At 66.4% G+C, this 15,387-nt stretch carries 16 protein-coding genes and 3 pseudogenes; 14 read left to right on the plus strand and 5 right to left on the minus strand.

Features of this window, described 5'->3' with window-relative positions; all coding sequences use genetic code 11:
* The first annotated feature begins 119 nt into the window (after window positions 1–119).
* Together P0Y64_04895 and P0Y64_04900 are read left to right on the plus strand one after the other, a co-directional pair.
* Entirely contained in the window at window positions 120–359 is a 240-nt protein-coding gene (locus P0Y64_04895; protein WEK44166.1) for a DUF2312 domain-containing protein, read from the plus strand.
* 29 nt (window positions 360–388) lie between these two features.
* Window positions 389–1,039, plus strand: a complete 651-nt coding sequence (locus P0Y64_04900) for a glutathione S-transferase family protein (GenBank protein ID WEK44167.1) — start codon at window positions 389–391, stop codon at window positions 1,037–1,039.
* Between the two features lie 3 nt (window positions 1,040–1,042).
* Here P0Y64_04900 and P0Y64_04905 read toward each other — a convergent pair whose 3' ends face one another.
* The gene (locus P0Y64_04905) at window positions 1,043–2,338 is read right to left on the minus strand and encodes a hemolysin family protein (GenBank protein WEK44969.1); all 1,296 of its coding nucleotides are present in this window, start codon (window positions 2,336–2,338) and stop codon (window positions 1,043–1,045) included.
* Between the two features lie 133 nt (window positions 2,339–2,471).
* Here P0Y64_04905 and P0Y64_04910 point away from each other — a divergent pair, with 133 nt between their 5' ends.
* Window positions 2,472–3,158: an OmpA family protein gene (locus P0Y64_04910; GenBank protein WEK44168.1), complete on the plus strand. Its 687-nt coding sequence runs from the start codon at window positions 2,472–2,474 to the stop codon at window positions 3,156–3,158.
* A gap of 12 nt (window positions 3,159–3,170) precedes the next feature.
* Here P0Y64_04910 and P0Y64_04915 read toward each other — a convergent pair whose 3' ends face one another.
* Window positions 3,171–4,040 carry a LysR family transcriptional regulator gene (locus tag P0Y64_04915; GenBank protein WEK44169.1) on the minus strand — a complete coding sequence of 290 codons (870 nt, stop codon included), beginning with the start codon at window positions 4,038–4,040 and terminating at the stop codon, window positions 3,171–3,173.
* Between the two features lie 128 nt (window positions 4,041–4,168).
* On the opposite strand from P0Y64_04915, the gene P0Y64_04920 reads away from it, so the two are divergent.
* From P0Y64_04920 to P0Y64_04955, 8 genes and pseudogenes are all read left to right on the plus strand, one after another.
* Window positions 4,169–5,284 (plus strand): isovaleryl-CoA dehydrogenase, encoded by a 1,116-nt coding sequence (locus tag P0Y64_04920; protein WEK44970.1) that lies wholly within the window; start codon window positions 4,169–4,171, stop codon window positions 5,282–5,284.
* A pseudogene (locus P0Y64_04925) lies at window positions 5,281–6,882 on the plus strand (carboxyl transferase domain-containing protein). The gene P0Y64_04920 and the pseudogene P0Y64_04925 overlap by 4 nt, the downstream one beginning before the upstream one ends.
* An 11-nt stretch (window positions 6,883–6,893) precedes the next feature.
* Window positions 6,894–7,370 carry a nuclear transport factor 2 family protein gene (locus tag P0Y64_04930; protein WEK44170.1) on the plus strand — a complete coding sequence of 159 codons (477 nt, stop codon included), beginning with the start codon at window positions 6,894–6,896 and terminating at the stop codon, window positions 7,368–7,370.
* A pseudogene (locus P0Y64_04935) lies at window positions 7,367–7,650 on the plus strand (biotin carboxylase N-terminal domain-containing protein). The gene P0Y64_04930 and the pseudogene P0Y64_04935 overlap by 4 nt, the downstream one beginning before the upstream one ends.
* Before the next feature lie 226 nt (window positions 7,651–7,876).
* A pseudogene (locus tag P0Y64_04940) lies at window positions 7,877–8,227 on the plus strand (hypothetical protein).
* 188 nt (window positions 8,228–8,415) lie between these two features.
* Complete coding sequence (locus tag P0Y64_04945; protein ID WEK44971.1) at window positions 8,416–9,336, plus strand: hypothetical protein; 921 nt, start codon at window positions 8,416–8,418, stop codon at window positions 9,334–9,336.
* Window positions 9,333–9,803: a GNAT family N-acetyltransferase gene (locus P0Y64_04950; GenBank protein WEK44171.1), complete on the plus strand. Its 471-nt coding sequence runs from the start codon at window positions 9,333–9,335 to the stop codon at window positions 9,801–9,803. Before P0Y64_04945 ends, P0Y64_04950 begins: the two co-directional genes overlap by 4 nt.
* Window positions 9,803–10,255: a MaoC family dehydratase gene (locus P0Y64_04955; GenBank protein WEK44172.1), complete on the plus strand. Its 453-nt coding sequence runs from the start codon at window positions 9,803–9,805 to the stop codon at window positions 10,253–10,255. Before P0Y64_04950 ends, P0Y64_04955 begins: the two co-directional genes overlap by 1 nt.
* A gap of 67 nt (window positions 10,256–10,322) precedes the next feature.
* On the opposite strand, the gene P0Y64_04960 is transcribed toward P0Y64_04955, so the two are convergent.
* On the minus strand, window positions 10,323–10,751 hold the full coding sequence (locus P0Y64_04960; GenBank protein ID WEK44972.1) for a nucleoside deaminase: 429 nt from the start codon (window positions 10,749–10,751) through the stop codon (window positions 10,323–10,325).
* A gap of 59 nt (window positions 10,752–10,810) precedes the next feature.
* Window positions 10,811–11,047 carry a hypothetical protein gene (locus tag P0Y64_04965; protein ID WEK44173.1) on the minus strand — a complete coding sequence of 79 codons (237 nt, stop codon included), beginning with the start codon at window positions 11,045–11,047 and terminating at the stop codon, window positions 10,811–10,813.
* Window positions 11,048–11,186: 139 nt separating this feature from the next.
* On the opposite strand from P0Y64_04965, the gene rpmB reads away from it, so the two are divergent.
* Window positions 11,187–11,480 carry a 50S ribosomal protein L28 gene (gene rpmB / locus P0Y64_04970; protein WEK44174.1) on the plus strand — a complete coding sequence of 98 codons (294 nt, stop codon included), beginning with the start codon at window positions 11,187–11,189 and terminating at the stop codon, window positions 11,478–11,480.
* Between the two features lie 84 nt (window positions 11,481–11,564).
* On the opposite strand, the gene P0Y64_04975 is transcribed toward rpmB, so the two are convergent.
* Window positions 11,565–12,569, minus strand: a complete 1,005-nt coding sequence (locus P0Y64_04975; GenBank protein WEK44175.1) for an esterase-like activity of phytase family protein — start codon at window positions 12,567–12,569, stop codon at window positions 11,565–11,567.
* Window positions 12,570–12,660: 91 nt separating this feature from the next.
* Between P0Y64_04975 and P0Y64_04980 the strand changes: the two genes are divergently transcribed.
* Window positions 12,661–13,029 carry a glycine zipper 2TM domain-containing protein gene (locus tag P0Y64_04980; protein WEK44176.1) on the plus strand — a complete coding sequence of 123 codons (369 nt, stop codon included), beginning with the start codon at window positions 12,661–12,663 and terminating at the stop codon, window positions 13,027–13,029.
* A 330-nt stretch (window positions 13,030–13,359) separates the two neighbouring features.
* Complete coding sequence (gene thrS, locus P0Y64_04985; GenBank protein WEK44177.1) at window positions 13,360–15,354, plus strand: threonine--tRNA ligase; 1,995 nt, start codon at window positions 13,360–13,362, stop codon at window positions 15,352–15,354.
* The last annotated feature ends 33 nt before the right edge of the window (window positions 15,355–15,387 follow it).

Consider the following 15,387-nt stretch of genomic DNA (forward strand, 5'->3'; position numbering starts at 1 on the left):
CAGCCGGCGGGTCGCGCCGGGCGCGGCTTTTTCGCACTTGTCGATTCTCACGCGGCCCCGGCGTTGTCCTCAGCGATTTTGCCCCTTATCGCGGGGCGATTTTCCGACTGGAGTGATTCATGACCGACAATGTTTCCGCCGAACAGCTGCGCCAGTTCATCGAGCGCATCGAGCGGCTGGAGGAAGAGAAGAAGGCGTTCGCCGACGATATCCGGGACGTCTATGCCGAAGCCAAGTCGACCGGCTTCGACGGAAAAACGATGCGCGCGATCGTCCGCTTGCGTAAGATGGAAAAGCATCACCGCGACGAAGCGGATGCGCTGCTGGAGCTCTATCGTCAGGCGCTGGGCATGATCTGACCCGGCCGGACGAAGGGAAGGAGAGAAAGATGCATATCTACGGTTCGCTTGCTTCTCCCTTCGTCCAGCGCGTGCTGATGGCGGCACGCGCCAAGGGGCATGAAATCGCGGTCGTGTCGCCACCGGGCGCCGGCATGCAATCCAGCGAATTCCGCGCGATCAGCCCGATGGGGCGTGTTCCCGTGCTGGAACTGGATAGCGGCGAGCATCTGTGCGAATCGGCCGCGCTAATCGGCTATCTCGACGACACGCTCGATGGCCCGGCACTGCTGCCGGCCGATCCGCTCGCCCGTGCGCGGGTTCGCGAGTTGGAAGCACTGGCGATCGGCGAGATCGCCGTCGGGCTCCGCCCGATCATGGCACATGTCGTATTCCATCGTAGCGATGCGCCGGAGGTGGTCGCCGCCGCCCATGCCACGATCGCGCTCGGGCTGGATGCGCTCGATCGGCTGATCCCGGATGGTCCCGCCGTCGCGCCGACGCTGGCCGATTGTGCGCTGGTGCCGGTGCTCGGGCTGGCACGCCTGATCGATCCCGTCGCGAACACCTGGCCAGCGATCACCCGGCGCGAGCGCGTCGCGAATTATTTCGCGCGGGCACTGCTGCATCCAATCGCGCGGCGATCGATCGACGAGATGGAAGCCGGTTTTGCCGCGATTCGCGCGCGCGCCGCGGGCTGAGCGCTAAGCCGGGCTCACCAGCAGCTTGTCGATGCGCCGCCCGTCGAGATCGACCACCTCGAACCGCCAGCCCTGCTCGACGAAACTCTCACCTTCGGCCGGGAGGCGGCGCAGCACCGCGAGCGCCAGACCGGCGGCGGTAGCGTAATCGCGATCCTCGGGCAGATCGATGCCAAGCCGCTCGGCCAGCAGATCCGCTGCCATCGTACCGGCGACGAGCAACGATCCGTCATCGCGTTCGACGACAGAGGGGCCATCCTCCTCATCCGCGTCCGACGCAAACTCCCCCGCAATCGCCGCGAGCAGATTGGCCGGTGTGACGATACCCTCGAAATGCCCGTATTCGTCGTGGATCAGCGCCATCGGCACCTCCGCCCGGCGCAAGGCGTCCAGCGCATCCATCGCGTCGATCTGATCGATCACCACCGGCGCCTTGCGCACCAGCTTGGCGAGATCCAGCGTTTCTCCCCGGAACAACGCGGCGGCGATGTCGCGCGATTGCACCACGCCGATCACCGCGTCGATCGATCCTTCGGCCACCGGCAGGCGGCTGTGCGAATTGGCGAGCAGACGCGCGCGAATACCGGCATCGTCCAACCCCACATCGAGCCAGTCGACCTCCGTACGCGGCGTCATCACCTCGCGCACCGGGCGATCCGCCAGGCGCACCACGCCCGAGATTATCGAGCGCTCATGCTCCTCGATCACGCCGGATTTTGATGCCTCCGCCACGATCAGGTGCAATTCCTCCGCCGTCACCTGATCCTCGCTCTCGCGATTGAGGCGCAGCAGCCGGAAAACGAGCGCGCTGGTCGAATCGAGCAGCCACACGATCGGCTTGGCTCCCACCGCGAGCCACATCATCGGTACCGCGACGACCGCCGCGATCGGCTCCGGCGAGCGCAGCGCGATCTGTTTCGGCACCAGCTCGCCGATGATCAGCGACGCGAAGGTCGTGAGGCCGATCACCAGCGCGAAGCCGGCACTTTCCGCCACGTGATGGCTCAGCCCCAGCGCTTCGAGCCGGGCGGCGGTGGGGTGGCCGAGACTCGCGCCGGAATAAGCGCCAGCAAGCACGCCGATCAGCGTGATGCCGATCTGCACGGTGGAAAGGAACTTGCCCGGATCGGCCGCCAGCACGGCCGCGGCGCGCGCGCCAGACTTGCCGGCACGCGCCATCGCCTCCAGCCGCGCCTTGCGCGCGGAGACGATCGCCAGTTCGCTCATCGCGAAAACGCCGTTGAGCGCCACCAGCGCCAGAATGATAAGGACGTCGATCCAGGGGAACGGCGGTAACATGGTCACCGCATCTCTTGACGACAAATCGCGGCGACGACAACTGCTGTCGTCATTGCCGGTTCATCACGAAGGCGGAACAAGTCGCCGGATGCGCGGGTTCACCCCGCCGATGAGAAGACATAAAGGGAGCAAGATGACTTTTCGTTCGAAGATCGCCACGGGCGCCCTGCTCGCCGCGCTCACCATGACGACCGCCGCCTGCACCACCGATCCGGATACGGGGCAGCAGCGCCTTTCCAAGACCGCGATCGGCGGCATCGGCGGCGCATTGGGCGGCTATCTGCTGGGCGATCTCGTCGGCGGGCGGCATGACCGCACGGAAAAGATCGTTGGCGCGGGCATCGGCGGCGTCGCGGGCGCGGCTATCGGCGCTTATATGGACAAACAGGAGCGCGAACTGCGCCAGCGCACCGCCGGCACCGATGTGCAGGTGATCCGTCAGGGCGACGATCTGCTGCTCAACATCCCGTCGGGCGTGAACTTCGCGCATGACAGCGCGGCGGTGGAGCCGCGGTTTCAGCGGACGCTGGATCAGGTGGCCAGTGTGCTTTCAGATCGCCAGAACGATCGCACCTATGTTGACGTTTACGGTCACACTGACTCCACCGGCAGTGCCACATACAACCAGGGCCTGTCGGAGCGGCGTGCCGCTGCGGTGGCGCTCTATCTCGAATCGCGTGGCGTAGCGGCGGCGCGTGTCGCGACTCGCGGCTTCGGCATGACCCAGCCGATCGCCTCGAACGAAACCGAAGAGGGCAAGGCGCAGAACCGCCGCGTCGAGATCAAGATCGTGCCGATCGCGCAAAGCGATATCGGCTGATGGTGCGCGCCGTCACTTATCGGTGACGGCGGCGTTCCTGACGATCACCTCCGCCAGCCGCTCGACCAGCGGATGCGCGAGCAGCCCCGCATCGGCGGCGAGCAGCCCCAGTTCGCGCGCATGATCGAATTCGGCGAGCGGGCGCATCACCACCCCCTCCCCGCCGAACGATGCCGGCGCGACCGTCACCCCCAGCCCCGCCGCGACCAGCGCATGCGCGCGATCGTCGCTGGTGGTGCGCGCGGGGAAAAAGGGCCGCACGCCGCGCGCGGTGAAATACCGGCTCGTCTCGCCGAGCAGCTCGCAATGCCGGCGCACGATCATCCGCTCGTCGACCAGCTCCTCGGCGGTGATCTCATCGCGCCCGCTCAACGGATGCGAGGCGGAGAGCGCCATCAGATAGCGTTCGCGCAGGATCGACGTCGCCGCGAAACGCGGGTTGCCGCGCATAATGCCGAGCGCCACGTCGATCCGCCCACGCGTCAACCGATCGACCAGTTCGCGTTCGCGCCCCTCGACCAGCTCCACCTCTTCGCCATCGCGCGGCAGCGACGCGACGAAACCGGCGACCCATCGCGTCGGCGCGCTCGCCAGCACCCCGATCCGCAACCGCCCCGCGACCCGCGCCGCGCCCGCCTCGCGCTCCGCCAGCGCGAACTCAGCCTCGATCCGCCGCGCGCGCGCGACGAGCCGCGCGCCGGCCTCCGTCAACTCCACGCGGCGATTGGTGCGGGTGAACAATTGCCGCCCGAGCGACACCTCCAGCTTGGCAATCCCGGCGGAGAGCGTGGGCTGTGACACATTGCATGCGATCGCCGCGCGCGAGAAATTGCCCTGATCGATCACCGCAAGGAAATAGCGCAGCAGATAGCGGTCAATCATAGACGCCATCTATAATATGCCGCGTTGCGTTTCAATTTTCCTCGCGGTCGCCGGGCGGCTAAACAGTTCGCATTCAAGGCGGAGAGAAAACGGTGGACGACCTGCATTCACTCGGCGAGACCGCCGACATGATCCGTGAGACGACGCGGCGCTTCGCCGCCGACCGGATCGCCCCGATCGCCGCCGAGATTGACCGCGACGACAGCTTTCCCCGCCACCTGTGGCCGGAAATGGGCGCGCTGGGCCTGCACGGCGTGACGGTTGAGGAAGAATATGGCGGGCTGGCGCTCGGCTATCTCGACCATGTCGTCGCCGTCGAGGAAGTGAGCCGCGCCTCCGCGTCGATCGGCCTCAGCTATGGCGCGCATTCCAATCTGTGCGTCAACCAGATCCGCCGCTGGGGCAACCCGGAGCAGAAGGCGAAATATCTGCCCAAGCTGGTATCGGGCGAACATGTCGGCAGCCTCGCCATGTCTGAGGCTTCGGCCGGTTCGGATGTGGTGTCGATGAAGCTGCGCGCCGATCGCGTCGATGGCGGCTGGCGGCTCAATGGCACCAAATTCTGGATCACCAACGCGGCCTATGCCGACACTTTGGTCGTCTATGCGAAGTCCACGCCCGATGCGGGATCGCGCGGCATCACCGCTTTCCTGATCGAAAAGGATTTCGCCGGTTTCTCGATCGGTCAGAAGATCGACAAGATGGGGATGCGCGGCTCGCCCACGGCGGAGCTGGTTTTCGACGATTGCTTCGTGCCGGATGAAAACGTCATGGGTCCGGAGAATGGCGGCGTCGGCGTGCTGATGTCCGGCCTCGATTACGAGCGCGTCGTACTGTCCGGCATCCAGCTCGGCATCATGCAGGCGTGCCTCGACGTCGTGCTGCCCTATGTTCGCGAGCGTCACCAGTTCGGAAAAGCCATCGGCAGCTTCCAGCTGATGCAGGCCAAGGTGGCGGACATGTATGTCGCGCTCAATTCGGCGCGGGCCTATGTCTATGCGGTGGCGAAGGCATGTGACGCCGGGCGCACCACGCGATTCGACGCGGCGGGCGCGATCCTGCTCGCCTCCGAAAGCGCGGTGAAGGTGTCTGGCGAGGCGATCCAGGCGCTCGGCGGCGCCGGCTATACCAAGGACTGGCCGGTCGAACGCTATTGGCGCGACGCCAAGCTGCTCGACATCGGCGCGGGGACGAACGAGATTCGCCGCATGCTGGTCGGCCGCGAACTGGTGGGGGCGGCATGAGCGCCCCCGTCCTCGACACGAAACTGTCGACGGAGAGCGCCGATTTCCGCGCCAACGCAGCGCATAACCGCGCGCTGGCCGAGCAGCTCCGCGCTGACGTGGCAAAGGCGGCGCTGGGCGGCAACGAGAAGAGCCGCGAGCGCCACACGTCGCGCGGCAAACTCCTTCCACGAGAACGCGTCGAGCGGCTGCTCGATCCCGGCTCGCCGTTTCTGGAGATCGGCCAGCTTACCGCCAACGATCTTTACGGCGGCGAGGTGCCGGGCGCGGGGATGATCGCCGGGATCGGCCGCGTCGCCGGCCGTCGAGTGCATGATCGTCTGCAACGATGCGACGGTCAAGGGCGGCACCTATTATCCGCTGACCGTGAAGAAGCATCTGCGCGCGCAGGAGATCGCGCGAGGAAAACCGGCTGCCCTGCATCTATCTCGTCGATTCCGGCGGCGCGAACCTGCCGCATCAGGCCGAGGTCTTTCCCGATCGCGAGCATTTCGGGCGGATCTTCTTCAATCAGGCGAACATGTCTGCGAAGGGCATCCCGCAGATCGCCGTGCGTGATGGGCAGCTGCACCGCCGGGGGCGCCTATGTGCCCGCGATGTCGGACGAGACGGTGATCGTGCGCAAGCAGGGCACGATCTTCCTCGCCGGGCCGCCGCTGGTGAAGGCCGCGACGGGCGAGGAAATCTCCGCCGAGGAGCTTGGCGGGGCGGAGACGCACGGCCGCAAATCCGGCGTCGTCGATCATGTCGCGGAGAATGACGAGCACGCGCTGACGATCGTGCGCGATATCGTCTCCACGCTCCAGCCGCAGGTGCCGGCGAACGTCAACCAGCGCAGCCGCGCCCGCCGAAATTCTCGCCCGAAGAGCTGTACGGTATTGTGCCGCAGGACGTGCGCGCACCCTATGACGTGCATGAGGTGATCGCGCGGCTGGTCGACGGCAGCGAGTTTCACGAGTTCAAAGCGCTCTATGGCTCCAGCCTCGTCTGCGGCTTCGCGCATATCTGGGAATGCCGGTCGCGATCCTCGCCAATAATGGCGTGCTGTTCAGCGAAAGCGCGGTGAAGGGGGCGCATTTCATCGAACTGGCGTGCCAGCGGCGCATCCCTTTGCTGTTCCTCCAGAACATCTCCGGCTTCATGGTCGGGGGCAAATATGAGGCGGAGGGATCGCCAAGCATGGCGCGAAGCTCGTCACCGCCGTCGCTACCGCCACCGTCCCGAAGATCACATTGCTGATCGGCGGCAGCTTCGGCGCGGGCAATTACGGCATGTGCGGCCGGGCCTATTCCCCGCGCTTCCTGTTCACCTGGCCCAACAGCCGGATCAGCGTGATGGGTGGCGAACAGGCGGCGAGCGTGCTCGCCACCGTCCACCGCGATGCCGACAAATGGACGCCGGAGGAAACCGAGGCGTTCAAGGCCCCGATCCGCCAGCGTTACGAGGATGAGGGCAATCCATGGCACGCCACCGCGCGGCTGTGGGACGATGGGATCGTCGATCCGGCGCAGACCCGCGACGTGCTCGGCCTCGCGCTCGCCGCGACGCTCAACGCCCCTATCCCCGATGCCCCGCGCTTCGGCGTGTTCCGGATGTGATTGGAGAAGCCATGATCGCCCCGCTGTTCGCCCTGCTGCTTCAGGTCACCCCCGTCGCCCCGATCGTGAAGGGCACCGCGCTGCCCCCTCCCGGTGAGGAACAGGAGGTGCTCGCCGTCGCCAACAATCTGTTCGAGACGCTGACCGCGCGGGACAAGGCGAAGGCGCTCACCTTCTTCCGCGCCGATGGCGCCGCGCAGGCGGTGGTGGAAAAGGCCGATGGCACGCGCAGCTATCGCCACATGACATGGCAGCAGTTCATCGGCGGCATCCCGGATAGCGGCCCCAAATTCGTCGAGCGGCTCACCAACCCCGCGGTCGAGATCGATGGCGATATCGCGATGATCTGGAGCGATTATGTCGCCACGATCGACGGCAAGGTGAACCATTGCGGCGTCAATCACTTCGATCTCGTGCGCGAGGGCGGCCAATGGAAAATCCTCAACATCACCTGGACCCAACGCACCACGGGATGCCCGGCGGCATGATAAAATCGCTCCTCATCGCCAATCGCGGCGAGATCGCCTGCCGCGTCATCCGCACCGCGCGGCGATGGGCATCCGCACGGTGGCCGTCTATTCCGATGCCGATGCGCAGGCGCTGCATGTCCGGCAAGGCCGACGAGGCGGTGCATATCGGCCCCTCGCCCGCGCGCGAAAGCTATCTGCGTCGGCGACGCATCATCGCCGCCGCAGCGGGACCGGCGCGGAAGCGATCCATCCCGGCTACGGCTTCCTGTCCGAGAACGCCGATTTCGCGCCAGCGTGACTGGACGCCGGGCTCGTCTGCGTCGGCCCGCCGCGCCAGCGATCCGCGCCATGGGCCTGAAGGACGCCGCCAAGCGCTGATGCGAAGCCGGCGTGCCGGTGACGCCCGGCTATCACGGCGACGAGCAGGACGCTCCGTAGCGGCTCGAAGCGAGGCCGCGCGATCGGCTATCCCGTGCTGATCAAGGCGGTGGCCGGCGGCGGCGGCAAGGGCATGCGCCGCGTCGATGCAGCCGACGATTTCGCCGACGCGCTGCTCGCTGCCAGCGCGAGGCCGGCCGCTCTTCGGCGACGACCGCGTGCTGCTCGAGAAATACATTCTCTCGCCGCGCCACATCGAGGTGCAGGTGTTCGGCGACAGCCACGGCAATGTCGTCCATCTGTTCGAGCGCGACTGCTCGCTCCAGCGCCGCCACCAGAAGGTGATCGAGGAAGCGCCTGCCCCCGGCATGGACGAGGCGACCCGCGTCGGCGATCTGGCGGCGCGGCAGGCCGCCCGCGCGGTCGACTATGTCGGCGCCGGCACGATCGAGTTCATCGCCGACGCGCGCGAGGGCCTCGGCGCCGACCGCTTCTGGTTCATGGAGATGAACACGCGGCTTCAGGTCGAGCATCCGGTGACCGAGGAGATCACGGGGTCGATCTCGTCGAATGGCAATTCCGCGTCGCAGCCGGCGAGCCGCTGCCGAAACGGCAGGACGAACTGTCGATCAACGGCTGGGCGATCGAGGCGCGGCTGTATGCGGAAGATCCGGCGAAGGGATTTTTGCCTTCGACCGGGCGGCTGGAGCATCTGGTGTTCGAGCGGCAGATGCCGCCGCTGGCCCTGCTCGACGCGATCGAGGCAGGCGGCTTCACCGGAAATCCGACGGATTGGACGCCACCCGCGCCGCTACGGGTTGAAACCGGCGTCGAGGCCGGCTCCGAAGTATCGCCCTTCTACGATCCGATGATCGCCAAACTGGTCGTTCACGCTGGCGATAGAGAAACGACGCTCGCCCGGCTGGCCGATGTCTGCGCGCAGGTCGAGGTCTGGCCGGTCCGGACCAACGCCGCATTCCTTGCGCGGCTGCTGCGCGAACCGGCATTTATCGCGGGCGACGTAACGACCGGGTTCATCGCCGCGCGCGGCGACGAATTGACGCAGGCTCCGCCGCTTCCCGAAGCGTGGCGGCGACATGCCCTGACGCTCGCGTCCGAAGGGTTGAGCGGGGCGTGGCCGATCGGCAACGCGCTTGCCGGGTTCAGGGCCAATGCCTCCAAACGCGCCACAGCGGCGCTTGTCGTTGACGGTGCGGTGATCGATACGCCGCTGCCGCTCGAAACGTTCGGCGAGATATTCAGCGACGAAAGCTTCTCGAGCGCCTTCATCCGCGACGGCGAGGAATTCATCCTGTTCGCGGAGGGAGCGCCGCACCGCGCCGGGCTCGCGGTTCGGGGCAACGCAAGCGCCACCGCCGCAGATGGCGCGATCCTCTCGCCGATGCCGGGGCGCGTCATCGCGGTGGAGGTCGCGGCCGGCGATACGGTCACCAAGGGCCAGAAGCTCGTCACGCTGGAGGCGATGAAGATGGAGCATTCGCTCGTCGCCCCGTTCGACGGCACGGTAGCCGAGTTGAACGCCACCGATGGCGGTCAGGTCAGCGAGGGCGCGTTGCTGGTGCGGATCGAGCGCGCGGAGGGATGAACGCGGTGCGGATGCGCCCCGCCACACCGGCGGACCTGCCCGCGATCGTCGCGCTGCTCGCCGACGATGTGAACGGGGCAGGGCGCGAGGATGCATCGCCGCCGCTCAATGCCGGCTATCTCGCCGCGTTCGAGGCGATCGCTACCGATCCGAATCAGGAGCTGATCGTCGCGGAGCAGGACGGGCGCATCATCGGCACGCTCCAGCTCAGCTACCTCCCCGGCCTGTCGTTCAAGGGGGCGTGGCGCGGGCAGATCGAGGCGGTGCGGATCGCCAGCGACCTGCGCGGGCGCGGGCTTGGCGGCCAGCTCATCCACTGGGCGGTAGAGCGGTGTCGCACGCGCAACTGCCGCATGGTCCAGCTCACTTCGAAGCTGACGCGCGCGGACGCACACCGATTCTACGAAAAGCGCGGCTGGGAAAAATCCCATGCCGGGTTCAAATTCCATTTCGACGGAGAGCAATGATGGCTGGGCGCTGGTTCGACGAATGGCAAATAGGCGACCGGATCGAACACGAAATCCGCCGCACGGTGACCGAGACGGACAATCTGCTGTTCTCGACCATGACGCATAATCCTCAGCCTTTGCACCTCGACCTGGAGGCGGCGAAGGCGAGCGAATTCGGCCAGATCCTCGTCAACGGCACCTTCACCTTCGCGCTGATGGTGGGGCTGTCGGTGGGCGATACGACGCTTGGCACGCTCGTCGCCAATCTGGGTTACGACAAGCTCGTCATGCCGAAACCCGTGTTCATCGGCGATACGATGCGCGCGACGAGCGAGGTGAGCGGTTTGCGCGAGAGCAAATCGCGGCCCGACGCGGGAATCGTCACCTTCACGCACCAGCTCATCAACCAGCGCGCCGAAGTGGTGTGCCAGTGCGAACGATCCGCGTTGCTCAAGCGCCGCCCGACCTGAGGCGCTTTTGTTGCCCGGTTTAGCGAGGCTGAACCGGGGGCGGTGCCGGCCGGCGCCGCGACACAAACTATCGTCGCGCAGCGAAGAAATCGCGTAGCAGCTCGGCCGCCTCTCGATCACCGATACCGGCGAATATCTCCGGGCGGTGATGGCAGGTGGGCTGGGTGAAGAACCGGCCGCCATGTTCCACCGCGCCGCCCTTGGGATCGGCCGCGCCGTAATAGAGCCGCGCGATACGGGCATGCGCGATCGCGCCGGCGCACATGGCGCACGGCTCCAGCGTAACCCACAGATCGCAATCCTCCAGCCGATCGCGGCCGAGCAACTGCGCGGCGGCGCGAATCGCCAGCATCTCGGCATGCGCGGTGGGATCGTGCAGCCGGCGCGGCGCATTGGCGGCGGTGGCGATCACCACGCCATCGCGAATCACCACCGCACCGACCGGCACCTCGCCCGTCGACGCGGCGGCCGCGGCAGCGTCCAGCGCGGCGCGCATCGGGGGAGGGAGCGGGAACATCCCCCTTCGCCTACCGCCCGGCGCGGGGCGAGGCCAGCCTATTGCGCGGTGCCGTTATCCGCTGGTTTCTGCACCGATACCCTGGGCACATCGATCGTCTTTTTCTGCGTACCCACGTCGATCTTGCCGACATCGGCGCGGAAAGCCGGGGCCTGACCACCCTCCAGATGCGGCAATTGCGCGGTGCGCGTCTGATCCACATTGATGAAGCCGGTCGCGATTCCCGCAAGCGCGACAAGCGCCACGATACCGAGCAGGACGAGGATGGCGCGCATTGACTTGCTCTCCCGTATCAATTCAATGGTGGAACAACGTCTTCCAGCACAAGGAAGTTGCGCGCCATCGGGTTGACGAAATCCCAGGGTCAAGCTAGAGGCGCGCTCTTTCCGGGCAACCGAAATTCAGGATTAGATCATGTCGCGCATCTGCGAACTGACCGGCAAGGGCCGTCAGGTGGGGAACAACGTTTCTCACGCCAACAACAAGACCAAGCGGACGTTCCTGCCGAATCTGCAGAACGTGACGCTGCTGTCCGATACGCTGGAGAAGGGCGTGCGTCTGCGCGTCTCGACCCACGGCCTGCGCTCGGTCGAGCACAATGGCGGCCTCGACAACTGGCTCGTCAAGACCAACGACGAGAAGCTGTCGCTTCGCGCTCGCCGCCTGAAGCGTGACATCGTGAAGAAGCGCGCCGCCGCCGCGGCCTGACGCTTTTTACCGATTTCAGTTGCGAATCGCACGGCCCGTCCTCCCAAGCGGAGGGCGGGCCGTTCGGCGTTGCGCGAGCGACTATCAGCGCAGCCGGAATTTCATCAGGTACGTGCGCCTGAGCAGCATCTGATCATTGTCGGTGGTGAGCCACAGCATCGTCGCGCCATTTTCGCGAGAGATCGCCAGCCCCTCGCAATTTTCGTCGATGATCGGCGCGGCGAGCGTCGCGATCTCGCGGCCTTGCACGATCGCGCCGGCGCGAATCGCCGCGCGTGGCACCACGACCAGCTTCGCCGAAAAACGCAGCCAGCCGAGATGACGGCGGTTGAGCACGACAAGATCGCCTGACGGCAGCACGGCGGCGTCGCTCGGATCATAGCCGGCGGGTGGCCGATAACCGAAGCGGACGATGCGCGTCGCCCGCTCCGCCGGATCGCCGAGAAACAGCAGCGCCGGGCGCAGCGGCCCGCGCGTCCGCTCCGCGATCGCGACAAAAGTGCCGTCGGGAAAACGCGCGAGCGATTCGGCGCCACTATTGGCCCACCATTCCGCCATCTCACGCGGGGCGCGATGCGCCTCCCCGTGTTGGAGCGCGGGATCATAGCGCCAGATCTCGTTGGCGCGCTCGAAACCCACCCATGCCCCGCCGCTCGCCGGATCGATCGCAAGCGATTCGCTGTCGCGATCCTCTTTGGACCAGCCGCGCCCCGGGCCCGCGCCCAACGCGCCCGTCTCGCGCGACACGACGCGTCCGTTCGCGATGCGGAGACGCAACCAATTGCCCGAATCGCCCAGCAAGGTCGCCCGCCCGTTCGCCAGCGCAAGCGCGGAGAATCCGCCGAAGCCGGGCGCCGCGCTGTCGAGCACCACCGCCGCCACCGGCTCAAGCCGCCCGATCCGCGCCGGCCAGCCGCCAGCCGGAACATAACGCCGGATGCGCACGTCCGCGCCGGGCGCCAGGCGCACGACCGGATCGATCCCGGCATATCCCGGCACGACAACCAGCACAGCGACAATGGAGAGCAATAGCGAGCGCACCGCCACCCGATAGCCGCTCCAACCCTGAACGGTCGATAACGAGCGCATTCAGGATCGGTTCGTCACGAATCGGGCAAACCGTCTTTCGTCGAGGCGGAAAGCTTCCGCCATCGACCGGAATTCGGACGGGAGACGAATAATGTTCAAGAAGCTTTCTCTGGCCGCCGTCGCCCTTTCCATCGGCGCGGCCGCCATCGCCCCCAGCGCGGCCGAGGCGCAGCGCTACAACGGCTACGGCAATGGTTATGGCAACGGCTATAACAATCGCGGCCATTACGATCGCGACTATGACGCGCGGCGCTATGACAACCGGCGCTATCACTATCGCGATCGCGGTTGCTCCGATGGCGCGACCGGCACCGTGGTCGGCGCGATCGCCGGCGGGTTGCTCGGCCGCACCGTCGATACACGCGGCGACCGTTTGGGCGGCACGCTGATCGGCGGCGTCGCCGGCGCACTGGCCGGCCGGGCGATCGATAAATCGGGCAATCGCGGTTACTGCCGCTGAGCCGAAACCCCTTTCCCTCGCGTAGCGTATCGAGGGATCCCTCCAGTAGTGTAACGAGGGCGCGGGCCCGCCTCCCCAGTGGAGGCGGGCCCGTTGTCGTAATCGCGCCCGCGCGCTATATGCACGCACATGAACCGCGCACGGCGATCCATGCAGACTAGCACTACCCCCGGTTTCCGGGGGGCCTGACGCGCATCGGCTGACGATCGCTTCAGGCACCTTCCCGGAAACGGGGAGGAGCAAGCGCCCGGCCTTCCCCGTTTCCTGCCGCTTTCCCCCGGGCCTCACGATGTGCATAAGCCCGCCAGAACCGACAGGACACGCCTTTACATGACCGACATGATCTCGATCTCGCTGCCCGATGGCTCGGTCCGCGCGATGCCGCTCGGCACCACGCCGGCGGATGTCGCCGCCGCGATCGGGCCGGGGCTGGCCAAGGCAGCGCTCGCCGCGCGGGTCGATGGCGAGTTGCGCGACCTCAACCGCCCGATCGAGCATGACGCGCAGCTCGCGCTGGTGACCGCGCGCGACGAAGCGGATGCGCTGGAACTGGCGCGCCACGATTATGCACACCTGCTGGCGGAGGCGGTGCAGGAATTGTTCCCCGGCACGCAGATCACCTTCGGCCCCTCCACCGACGACGGCTTCTATTACGATTTCGCGCCCAAGGATCGCCCCTTCACGGAGGAAGACCTGCCCGCGATCGAGGAGCGGATGCGCGCGATCATCGCCGCCGACAAGCCTCTGCGCCGCGAGGTATGGAGCCGCGAGCAGCTCATCAGCCGCTGGAAGCAACAGGGCGAGACGTTCAAGGCCGAATGGGCCGCCGAACTGCCCGGCACCGAGGAGCTGACCGTCTATTGGTCGGGCGACGACTGGCTCGACATGTGCCGTGGGCCGCACCTCGCCTCCACCGGCAAGCTTGATCCGCAGGCGTTCAAGCTGACGCGCGTATCGGGCGCCTATTGGCGCGGCGATCAGAACAACGCGATGCTGAGCCGCGTCTATGGCACCGGCTGGCTCAACAAGAAGCAGCTCGACCAGCATCTGTTCAAGCTGGAGGAGGCGGCCAAGCGCGATCACCGCAAACTGGGGCAGGAGATGGACCTGTTCCACCTGCAGGCCGAAGCGCATGGCAGCGTTTTCTGGCACCCCAAGGGCTATATCATCTGGCGTGAGCTGGAAGCCTATATGCGCCGCGCGATCGACGGCGCGGGCTATCGCGAGGTCAAGACGCCGCAGGTGATGGACGCGCGCCAGTGGGAAGCATCCGGCCATTGGGGCAAATATCGCGAGAATATGTTCGTCATCCCCGACGAGGTGCCGAACACCGAGGATGAAGGCCCGATCGTCTCGGACAAGGCCGAGTGGATGGCGCTGAAGCCGATGAACTGCCCGGCGCACATCCTGATCTTCAAGCAGGGCATCAAGTCTTACCGCGATCTGCCGCTGCGCCTGTATGAGAACGGCTGCTGCCACCGGAACGAGCCGCATGGCGCGCTCCACGGGCTGATGCGCGTGCGCCAGTTCACGCAGGATGACGCGCACATCTTCTGCCGCGAGGATCAGATCGTCGATGAGGTGCAGGCATTCTGCAACCTCGCCGATCGCATCTACAAGGATTTCGGCTTCACCTATTCGATCAAGCTCGCGCTGCGCCCGGACAAACGGTTCGGCACGGACGAGATGTGGGACATGGCCGAAAACGAGCTGCGCGATGCGGTGGCCGCCGCCGGGCTCAACACGCCGGAATATGGCTGGGAAGAACTGCCCGGCGAGGGCGCTTTCTATGCACCGAAGCTGGAATGGCACCTGACCGACGCGATCGGGCGGACGTGGCAGGTCGGTACGATCCAGTCGGATCGTGTGCTGCCGGAGCGGCTCGACGCGAGCTATATCGCCGAAGACGGCCAGCGCCACCGCCCCGTGATGCTGCACCGCGCGATCTTCGGCTCCTATGAGCGGTTCATCGGCATCCTCGTCGAGCATTTCGCGGGCAAGCTGCCGCTGTGGCTTGCCCCGGTGCAGGCGGTGGTGGCGACGATCGTTTCCGATGCGGACGATTATGCCGAGCAGGTCGCCGCGGAACTGCGCAAGGCCGGGCTGAGGGTCGAAACCGATCTGCGCAACGAGAAGATCAACTATAAGGTGCGCGAGCACAGCCTGGCCAAGGTGCCCAACCTGCTGGTCGTCGGCAAGCGCGAGGCGGATGAGGGCACGGTCGCGCTGCGCCCGCTGGGCGAGGGCGCGAAACAGGAGGTGCTGACGCTGTCCGCGCTGATCCAGCGGCTGCGCGACGCGGCGGTTGCGCCCGATCTCGCGTGACGATCATTGCAACCGGAAGGTGTGGCCGTTTCG

Source organism: Candidatus Sphingomonas colombiensis (genome assembly GCA_029202845.1).
Taxonomy (GTDB): domain Bacteria; phylum Pseudomonadota; class Alphaproteobacteria; order Sphingomonadales; family Sphingomonadaceae; genus Sphingomonas; species Sphingomonas colombiensis.